Below are 9,222 nucleotides of genomic sequence, written 5' to 3' on the forward strand. Positions count from 1 at the left end.
GCGCCGCGGCATCCGCCCGTGTCGTCAGGGTGTCAGTTCGAGAAGACCCCGAGCTCCTTGATCGAGTACCCGTAGTTCGTCGTGCGCACCGTGCAGAGCACGCGCACGTAGCGGGCGCTCGTCGCAGCGAACGACGCGGTGTCGAGCCCTCCGTTGCCGTTCGCCACCGACGAGACGGTGGTCCAGGTCGCGCCGTCTTGCGACACCTGCACTTCGTAGGCCTTCGCCGCGGCGGACTCCCACTCGACGACGACCCGGCTGACGGGCTCCGCGGCGCCGAGGTCGACCTGCAGCCACTGCGGGTTCACTCCCCAGTTGCCGCTCGCCCAGCGCGTGTTCGCCTTGCCGTCGACCGCGCGACCCGGTGCGTAGCTCGTGAAGGGGTTCCACTCGCTCGAGCTGGCCGATGCCGGCTTGCCCGTCGCGAGGTTCGCCGCGCTCGAGTAGCCGGTCGTCGCCTCCCACGTCTGCAGGTACGACTCGGCACCGCGCATCATGTCCGACACGAGTGCGTCGCCGCCGCCCGACTGACGCAGCAGTTCGAGGTAGTCGGGCGCCAGGCCCGAGTGCACGAAGCCGTCGACGTTGATGTCGAAGGTGCGCTGGCCGCTGACCTGCCGGTCGATGGTCGTGCCGCCGTCGGCGCTCGTGAACGGATAGGTGATGTCGACCGGTGCGCTGTCGGCCGCCGGGTGGCTGCCGACGCCGTTGAAGTCGAGCCCGAACCCGTAGCCCTTGTCGTACTGGGCGCGGAGCGCGCTGCCCTCCTGCCACTCGCCGATGAATCCTGCGGCGTCGTGCGGGTAGCCGGTCTTGAAGCCGCCGAGACGGTAGAGGCGCTCGGTCCAGCCGGAGTCCATCCAGCTGTGGCTCGAGAGCACGCCCGGGTAGCCCTGGGCCTCGAGCAGGTCGAGCGCCCGTTCGGCCGCCTTCACGCTCATGTGGTCGAGCTCGACCATCATGTTGCGGGCCATCATCGCCTTCAGCGCATACGCGCCGAGCGAGGTGAGGCCGCGCGTGTTGCAGTTCTTGCCGGCCGAGTACTCGGGCACCTCGACGCCCGGCGGCAGCTGCCCCTCGAACTCGGGCACGGTGGCGTTGCCGATCGGGTTGTCGTGACGGGCCGTGGGGCACGTCTCGGTCTGCCAGAAGGTGCCGGTCGAGTAGAACTGGCCGACGTTGATGATCGTGCCCTGCGTGCCCGTGTCGAAGCGCACGCCGCAGAGGGCGTTGTCGAACTTGTGGCAGAGGAACATGCTCGAGATGCCGAGCTGCTCGAACTCGTCGAGCCCGCGGTCGATGTCGGCCGTCGAGCACTGCGCGACGTCGAGGATCATCTTGCAGCCGAACGGCTCCGACATCTCGACGCCGAGCACGACGGCGAGCTTGCCCTGCTCGATCACCGCGCGCGCGTCGGCCGGCGTCGTGACGATGCGGAAGAAGCCCTTGCCGGGGCCGCCGTAGATGCCGTCGATGTACGCCTCCATCTCGCGGGCCTTCTGGGCCTCGAGCCGGATCGCGGTCATCTCATCGCACGAGCGGTCCTTCGGCATGATCGGCAGCGAGCAGATCACGCCGTTGGTGACCAGGTCGTTGACGAGGATGCGCTGGCCGCCGCGCCAGGATCGCTCGACCCAGGCGTAGTACGAGGCCTGGTGGCTCATCGAGGTGGTCTTCGGCCAGTCGGTGAAGGTCGGCCAGCCCACGGGGTCGTGCTTGCCGTCGGCGTCGCCGCTGACGAGGTTCTCGAAGAGGGCGGCGCTGCCGTCGGGGTAGTGGTCGGGGCAGTCCTTGAGGGCGTCGGCGACGCCCGCGGGGGAGAAGGGTGAGCCGCAGATCATGCGTCCGCCGAAGCCCTCGTTGGAGTTCAGGTGGGTGTGCGAGTCGATGAAGCCCCGCACCTCGCCGTTCTCGGTCGTGCCCGTGAACGGTGCGCCGGTGACGTTCAGCTCGACCTCTTCGGCGGGGCGGTTCGGCGCCTCCCACCAGTCGCCGGGTGCGGCTTCGGCCGGGGTGGTGTCGAGTGCGGCGGGAAGCGCCGCGAGTACGGATGTCGCGAGTGCAGCTGCCAGTGCGAGACCCAGGGCTCTGGATCGCCGCCTGCGCTTTCCCTGCTCGGTGGTGCGTTCGGAACGGACACGGTCTGGGCGTGCATGATCGATCGCCATCTGAGCCTCCTTGCTCGGTTGGAGGCAGCGTATTGTGGGTCGTTCGTCCCAGTCAAGCGTCCAACTCAACTGATCGAGTCGGCGGACGTCGAGAGCGGGCCGGGAGTCGTCCGAACGTCGACCGGGAACAGGCTGAATGCCGCCTCGATGCGCGCCCAGCGTTCTTCGGATTGCCCGACCGCTCACGACCGGGGATACTTCACGAGTGACCCTCGATTCCACCCCGAACGCGACGCTCGATCCCATCGGCCCTGCACCGGCCGGGAACGGCACCGTTCCCGTGCGCCGCTCGCGCGCGACCATCGCGTGGACGGTGCTCGGCCTGGCGCTCTTCCTGCTCCTCTCGGCGGCCGTGCTCGCTGCGAGCGCGATCGCGAACCTCCGCTTCGATGCTGCCGTGTCCGCCCACCGCGCCGCCGTCGCCGAGGCCGCAGCGGCCGGTGAGTCGGCGGCGATCGTCGAAGCGGATGTCGCGGAGACCGGGGAGATCGCCGCGTCGATGCTCGCCGCGCCCGACCCGCTCGTCGACGCCGCGGCGAAGGCGACCCTGTCGGCGGCCGCGACCGAACTCGACACGCTCGTGGCCGAGGCGCCCGAGACGGAGGTCGAGGAACCGACCCGGCCGATGTCGCGGCCGGTCTGGTTCGCCGACCTCGATCGCGCCTCCGAGATCCTGACCGCCGAGACCGAGCGACTCACCACGCGGGCCGCCGACGCCGACGCGTACGCCGACGATCTCGCCGCGGCCGATACCGCCATCTCCGACGCCGGCGCCGCGTACGTCGAAGCGATCGCTCCGGTCGCCGCCGCGGTCGAGGCCGCGAACGGGTCGGCGCGGAACGTCGAGCGCATCGAGTACCGCAACAGCGTCGAGGACCTCGCGGGCAGCACGTGGGGATACGACGCCGCAGCCCGCATCGATGCGTACGTCGCGGCGGCCGCCGCACTGCAGGCCACGCACGCCGCCGAGGAGGCCGAGAAAGCGGGCCCGCTCTACGACCGCCGCGTCGCCGTCGAGGCATACGCCCGATCGATCGCGGGCGGGGTGCTGCTCGAGTTCGACTGGGCCCCCATCGTCATCGGCTACGGCGACAACGGCTCGGCGGGCGGCACCGCGACGTGGGACACGTGGGAGGGCGGGCTGTCGACGATCACGCTGTCGAACAGCATCGCCGAGCAGTGGGGCGACCCCGTCATGGCCGCGCTCGTCACTCACGAGGTCGGCCACGCGATCACCTCGAAGTGCTACGAACTCGTCGGCGAGTACGCGAACGACAACGAACCGTGGGCGACGGCCTGGGCGATCGGCATGGGGCACACCGACCCGAACGGCAATGGCGAATGGCTCTACGGGCACCCCTCCGACGAGCTCATCGAGCGTTCGAAGGGATGCCGCTGAGCAGCGCCGCCCGCACGACGATGCCCGCGCCGACCCTTCGGGCGACGCGGGCATCCGGTCTCATCGGGGTGCGTTGATCAGCTGCGGACCGGGCCCTTGTCGCGCATCGGCTGGCCGCTCTTGGGGTTCGCCGGCTTGACCTTGTGGTCGACGCCGTCGACCCGCACGATGATGTTGCCCTGGTTGGGGGCGCGATCGGCGACCACGTCGAACGAGACCACGCGGCCGTCGCGCCACTCGCAGCTCACCTCGTAGCCGCCGCGGGCGCGCAGGCCCGAGAACGAACCCTCGGCCTGCCACGCCTCGGGCAGGGCGGGCAGCAGGTGGATGACGTCCTGATGGCTCTGCAGCAGCATCTCGGTGACGGCGCCCGAGATGCCGAAGTTGCCGTCCATCTGGAACGGCGGGTGGTCGCAGAACAGGTTCTGCAGCGTGTTGAACGAGAGCAGGCCGCGCAGCATGATGCGCGCTCGCTCGGCGTCGCCGAGGCGGGCGAAGAGGGCGGTGCGCCACGGCCAGGTCCATGAGCGGCGGCTGTCGCCGGAGACCGTCGCCTCGGTGAAGGGCACGCCCTCCTTCTCTCCGCAGCGGGCCTTCAGCGAGACGAGCGCCGCGGCCGCGAGCTCGGGCGTTGCATCCGTGATCTGGCGTCCCGGGTACACCGCGAACAGGTGCGAGGTGTGCCGGTGGATGTCGTTCGGGTCGTCGAGATCGCGCTGCCACTCCTGGAGCTGGCCCCAGCGCCCGATCTTGTTGGGTGCCAGGCGCTCCTGCATCTCGGCGACGCGCTTCCGATACGCCGTGTCGACACCGAGCGCCTCCGCGCAGTCGAGGTAGTTCTGGAACAGATCCCAGATGATCTGCTGGTCGTACATGACGCCGTCTTCGCGCGGGCCGTGCTCGGGCGACCAGCCGTCGGGGGCGACCAGCCGGCCGTCGGCGTCCTCCTCGAGCCGGTCCTCCCAGAACTCGCAGATCTCCTTGATCATCGGATGGGCGGTCTCGCGCAGGTAGCGCTTGTCCTGCGTGAAGGCCCAGTGCTCGTAGATGTGCTGCGCGTACCAGGCGCTCGCGACCGTGTTCCACTCCCACGAGTTGCCGCCGAAGATCGACTGCGAGGTGCGGGCCGTCCACCCGCGGGTCTCCTGCCCGAAGGCGTTCCGCGTGGCCACGCGGCTCGGCACCGCGACCTGTTCGACGAAGTCGATGAGGGCGGTGTGGCTCTCGGCGAGGTTCGTGGTCTCGGCGCCCCAGTAGTTCATCTGGACGTTGATGTTGGTGTGGTAGTCCGAGGCCCACGGCGGCTGGTTGCTGTTGTTCCAGAGCCCCTGCAGGTTCGCGGGCAGTCCTCCGGGCCGCGACGAGCTCAGCAGCAGGTACCGCCCGTAGTCGTACATCGCCTGCTCGAGCGTGGGGTCGGACGCACCCGTCTTGTACCGGGCGAGGCGCTGGCTCGTCGAGAGCGCGAGCACCGGGGCATCCGTCTCGCCCCACTTCACCGTCGCCCGCGACATGAGCTCCGAGACCTCGCCGGTGTGCTCGTCGCGCAGTTCGGCGAACGAGCGGGCCGCGGCGGCTCCGAGTGCCGCGGCGATGCCGGTTTCGGGGGCGTCGCCGCGCCATCCGTCGGCCGCGCTCATCTTGTAGTCGGTGCGGGCGTCGAGCACGAGGGTCAGCGTGTGGCAACCGGTGACGCGCAGCGTCGCGCCCTCGACCGACACCTCGCCGTCGGCCTCGACCACGCGGATGGTGCAGGCGTGCTGGAGGGCGTTGGCCATGACGCCGCGGAACCCGATCTCGGCGCCGGCTCCGGCGCCGCTCGCGCCGGTCGGCGCCTGTTCCTGGGCCGAGGCGAGCGAGATGACGCCCGAGATGCCCGACTCGGCGTCCGTCGTGTAGCGGAGCACCATGACGTCGGCGGTTCGGCTCGCGAAGGCCTCGCGGATCACCCGGCCCGCGATCGTTCCGAACTGCGTCACGTGCACGCCCACCGCGGTGTCGAGGCCGCGCCGGTAGTCGGTGACCGCGCGCAGGGTGCGGGAGTCGAACGACGGCCCGACGAGGGCGACCTCGCCGATCGCGAACGGGCTCGTCGCCGAGGCGGTGGCGAACGTGAACCGGTACGAGACGTAGGCCGTCGAGTTCGCGAAGGTGTAGCTCTTCGCCTCCTGGCGGGCGGCGAAGGGGGCGCCGGGCTCGCGCGAGTCGAGCGCGACCCAGTCGACGCCGTCGTTCGAGGCCTCGAGCCGCCAGCTGCCCGGGTCGTGCTCGGGCGCATCGGATGCCGCGGTCAGCACGTACGACGTCGCGACCGCCTTGGCCGGCAGGTCGAGCTGCCATTGCACCCCGTCGCCGGGTTCGGCGACCCGCCACGCGGTCGCCGGATCGCCGTCGACGCTCCGGGCGAGGTCGGCCGAGGCATCCGTGCCGGCGGACGCGCCGCTCGGCGATGAGACGTAGACGAGCGCGCCCGCCGCGAGGCTGACGCCGCCGAGCGAGATCTCGGAGACCTGGAAGTGGCTGACGCCGGCCTTCGGCACGAACGTGAAGCGGTAGTAGCGATACGCGGTGGCGTTGTCGAAGGTGTACTGCTTGGCCTGGAAGCGGCTCTCGAAGGGTGCGCCCGTGCGGGTGTCGAGCACGGTCCAGTCGACGCCGTCCGGCGAACCCGAGAAGGTCCACTCCTGCGGGTCGCGGGCCGGCACGTCGTTGGCGCTCGTGAGGCTGTAGTCCGTCACCGTGGCCGGATCGGGCAGCTCGGCCTGCCACAGCACCGTGGCCGGCGGGCCGTCGATGCACCACTTCGTGCGCGAGTTGCCGTCGTAGGTGCGGTCGACGCCTTCGGATCCCGAGACGCGGTAGGGACCGCCCGGCGCGGTGACCTTCGGGCCCGCCGCGAAGGTGAATCGCATGGTGCCGAAGTCGCGGTACGAGCCGAAGCCGGTCACGCTCGTGTCGTATGCACCGTCGGGCTGGCCCATGAGGGCGTTGTCGTAGTCGTTGACGCCGCCCCAGAGGCTCTGCTCGTTGAACTGCACGACCTCTTCGTCGGGATTCGCGAAGATCATGCCGCCGAGCCGGCCGTTGCCGATGGGCAGCGCCTGCGACTGCCAGTCGGTCGCCGGGGTGCCGTACCAGAGCGACTTCTGCGAGAGCGACGGGGCGCTGAGTGCTGTGCGTCGAGACGACGCGGCGACGCCCGCCGAGGCGAACGGCGCAGCAGCGGCCGCTGCGGGTCGTGAGGTCAGCAGGTCGCCGAACAGGGGCGCCATCGCGACGACGCCGCCGATCTGGAGCACTCGGCGGCGGTGAGGGTCGAACGTGAAGTTCATCGAAGTCTCCTGCGCATCATTGATCAGGTGTTTCACACGGAAATGCGGCACGCATCGAGCAGAAGCGACCGCAGACCCCATACTGCCGAACCAAAGATCAGATGTATAGCCCGGAGTTCAGGCGGGCTCGCGGGCGGCCCGCGCGTACCGTTCGCTGTAGGTCAGGAGCAGCGAGCGCAGTTCGTCGGGGGACTCGACGGTGAAGTCCATGCCGAGCATGCCGATGTAGGCGGCGATCGTGTCGAGCGAGTCGGCGCCGGTGACGAGCACGGATTCGGAGTCGGAGACAGCCTCGACGACGCCCACCGCGTGGTGGATGCGGGCGAGCACCGCGTCGGCCGGCGCCGCGATCCGCAGGCGGGCGTGCACCTTCCAGCCGCTCTCGGCGATCGAGCGCATCGCGAAGGCCGTGTAGTCGCCGCCCGGCAGTGCAGCGGGCTCGAACCGACGTCGCGTCGGCATGCGCGGTTCGATCCAGTCGGCGCGGAACGTGCCCCACTCGTCGCTCGACGGATCGCGGCCGACCAGGTACCAGCGGCGGGCCCAGCTCAGCAGTCGGTAGGGCTCCACGAGACGGGCCTCGCCCTGGTAGTCGAACCGGATCCATTCGATGCCGCGGATGGCGCTCGCCACGGCGGTGAGCACGGCGGCGTCGACCTCGGGGTCGGGGGCATCCGTGTCGTTGTTCTCGGGTGCGTGCTCGATGACGGTCGCGAGCGCCTCGACCGTGGGGCGGAGCCGCGATGGCAGCACCTGCTCGAGCTTCGTGAGCGCTCGCGTGCTCGACTCCTCGACGCCCGCGATGCCGGTCGCGGCTCGAAGGCCGATCGCCACGGCGACCGCCTCCTCGTCGTCGAGCAGCAGGGGCGGCAGCTTCGCCCCCGCGCCGAGGCGGTAGCCGCCGGCCGCGCCGCGGGTGGCATCGACGGGGTAGTCGAGTTCGCGCAGTCGATCGATGTCGTTGCGGATGGTGCGCGGCGTGACGCCGAGCCGAGCGCCGAGTTCGGTGCTCGTCCAGTCGGGTCGGGTCTGCAGGAGCGCGAGCAGGGAGAGCAGTCGTGCGGCAGTATCGGACAATTGTGAACTCGAATCGGTCATTAGGAAGTGAACGTTCCTATATGCACCGTACCGTCGAAGACATGACGAATACCACCTCTCACACCGAAATCCGCCCGTTCACGATCGACGTCGCCCAGGCCGACCTCGAGGATCTCGGGGAGCGCCTCGCGCGTACCCGCCTGCCCCAGCCGGCACCCGCCGACGATTGGGACACGGGCACGCCGAACTCCTACCTCCGCGAGGCCGTCGAGGCCTGGCGTGCGTTCGACTGGCGCGCCACCGAGGCGCGCATCAACGCCGTGCCGCACTTCACCACCGAGATCGACGGCCAGCCCATCCACTTCATCCACGTGCGTTCGGCCCACCCCGGTGCGACGCCGCTGCTGCTTGCGCACACCTACCCCGGGTCATCCGTCGACTACCTCGACCTCATCGACCTGCTCGTCGACCCCGTCGCGCACGGCGGCAGCCCCGAGGACGCCTTCGACGTCGTCGTTCCGGATGCCCCGGGCTACGGCTTCTCGAACCCCGTCACGGAGCCCGGCTGGACCACTGCGCGCGTGGCGCGCGCGTACGACGAGCTCATGCACCGACTCGGATATGCCGAGTACGGCATCCACGGCTCCGACAACGGCGCCCTCGTCGCCCGCGAACTCGGTCTCGCGAACCCCGAGGGCTTCCTCGGCCTGCACGTGCTGCAGCTCTTCTCGTTCCCGAGCGGCGACCCCGCCGAGTTCGAGCACCTCGAGCCGCAGGACTACGCGGGACTCGAGCACATGCAGTGGTTCCAGTCGGTCGGCGGCTACAACACCATGAACGCGAGCCGCCCGCAGACCGTGGCCGTCGGCCTCAGCGACTCGCCGATCGCCCTGCTCGCCTACAGCGAGCTCTTCAACTCGTTCGGCAACGGCACCTCGCTCGTCACCCTCGAGCAGATCATCACCGAGGTCAGCGTCACGTGGTTCGCGAATGCCGCTGCCGGCATGAGCCGCAGCTACCTCGACAACGCGCGTGCGGAGGCCGAGCCCCAGGTCAACGCGGCGCCGACCGGTGTCGCCGTCTTCAAGGACGACTTCCAGACGATCAAGGTCTTCGCCGAGCGCGACAACTCCAACGTCGTGCACTGGAGCCGGTTCGAGCAGGGCGGCCACTACGCCGCGCTCGAGGTGCCCGAGCTCCTCGCCGGCGACATCCGCGCGTTCTTCGCCGGCCTGCGCGCCGACTGACGCGCTGCAGTCGACGAGCGGATGCCGCAGGCGCGGGC

Annotated in this window: 5 protein-coding genes; 2 read left to right on the forward strand and 3 right to left on the reverse strand. The window is 70.1% G+C overall.

The window, feature by feature from the left end; genetic code table 11:
• Positions 1-32 precede the first annotated feature (32 nt).
• The gene (locus ACFTQE_RS19080; RefSeq protein WP_376926552.1) at positions 33-2,168 is read right to left on the reverse strand and encodes a discoidin domain-containing protein; all 2,136 of its coding nucleotides are present in this window, start codon (positions 2,166-2,168) and stop codon (positions 33-35) included.
• 205 nt (positions 2,169-2,373) lie between these two features.
• Between ACFTQE_RS19080 and ACFTQE_RS19085 the strand changes: the two genes are divergently transcribed.
• Positions 2,374-3,567, forward strand: a complete 1,194-nt coding sequence (locus ACFTQE_RS19085) for a hypothetical protein (protein ID WP_376926553.1) — start codon at positions 2,374-2,376, stop codon at positions 3,565-3,567.
• A gap of 77 nt (positions 3,568-3,644) precedes the next feature.
• On the opposite strand, the gene ACFTQE_RS19090 is transcribed toward ACFTQE_RS19085, so the two are convergent.
• The gene (locus tag ACFTQE_RS19090; RefSeq protein ID WP_376926554.1) at positions 3,645-6,899 is read right to left on the reverse strand and encodes a glycoside hydrolase N-terminal domain-containing protein; all 3,255 of its coding nucleotides are present in this window, start codon (positions 6,897-6,899) and stop codon (positions 3,645-3,647) included.
• A gap of 117 nt (positions 6,900-7,016) precedes the next feature.
• Positions 7,017-7,976 carry a helix-turn-helix transcriptional regulator gene (locus ACFTQE_RS19095; protein WP_376926555.1) on the reverse strand — a complete coding sequence of 320 codons (960 nt, stop codon included), beginning with the start codon at positions 7,974-7,976 and terminating at the stop codon, positions 7,017-7,019.
• A 62-nt stretch (positions 7,977-8,038) separates the two neighbouring features.
• Here ACFTQE_RS19095 and ACFTQE_RS19100 point away from each other — a divergent pair, with 62 nt between their 5' ends.
• A complete protein-coding gene (locus tag ACFTQE_RS19100; RefSeq protein WP_376926556.1) occupies positions 8,039-9,184 on the forward strand; it encodes an epoxide hydrolase family protein in 1,146 nt (381 codons plus the stop codon).
• Positions 9,185-9,222: the final 38 nt, after the last annotated feature.

The sequence above is a fragment of the Agromyces sp. NPDC056965 genome (genome assembly GCF_042673425.1).
Lineage (GTDB): Bacteria > Actinomycetota > Actinomycetes > Actinomycetales > Microbacteriaceae > Agromyces.

Bases quoted from the DNA above. Each gene is read 5' to 3' on its own strand.
- ACFTQE_RS19100 (WP_376926556.1), top strand. From the start codon at position 8,039: ATGACGAATACCACCTCTCACACCGAAATCCGCCCGTTCACGATCGAC.
- ACFTQE_RS19080 (WP_376926552.1), bottom strand. From the start codon at position 2,168: ATGGCGATCGATCATGCACGCCCAGACCGTGTCCGTTCCGAACGCACC.
- ACFTQE_RS19090 (WP_376926554.1), bottom strand. From the start codon at position 6,899: ATGAACTTCACGTTCGACCCTCACCGCCGCCGAGTGCTCCAGATCGGC.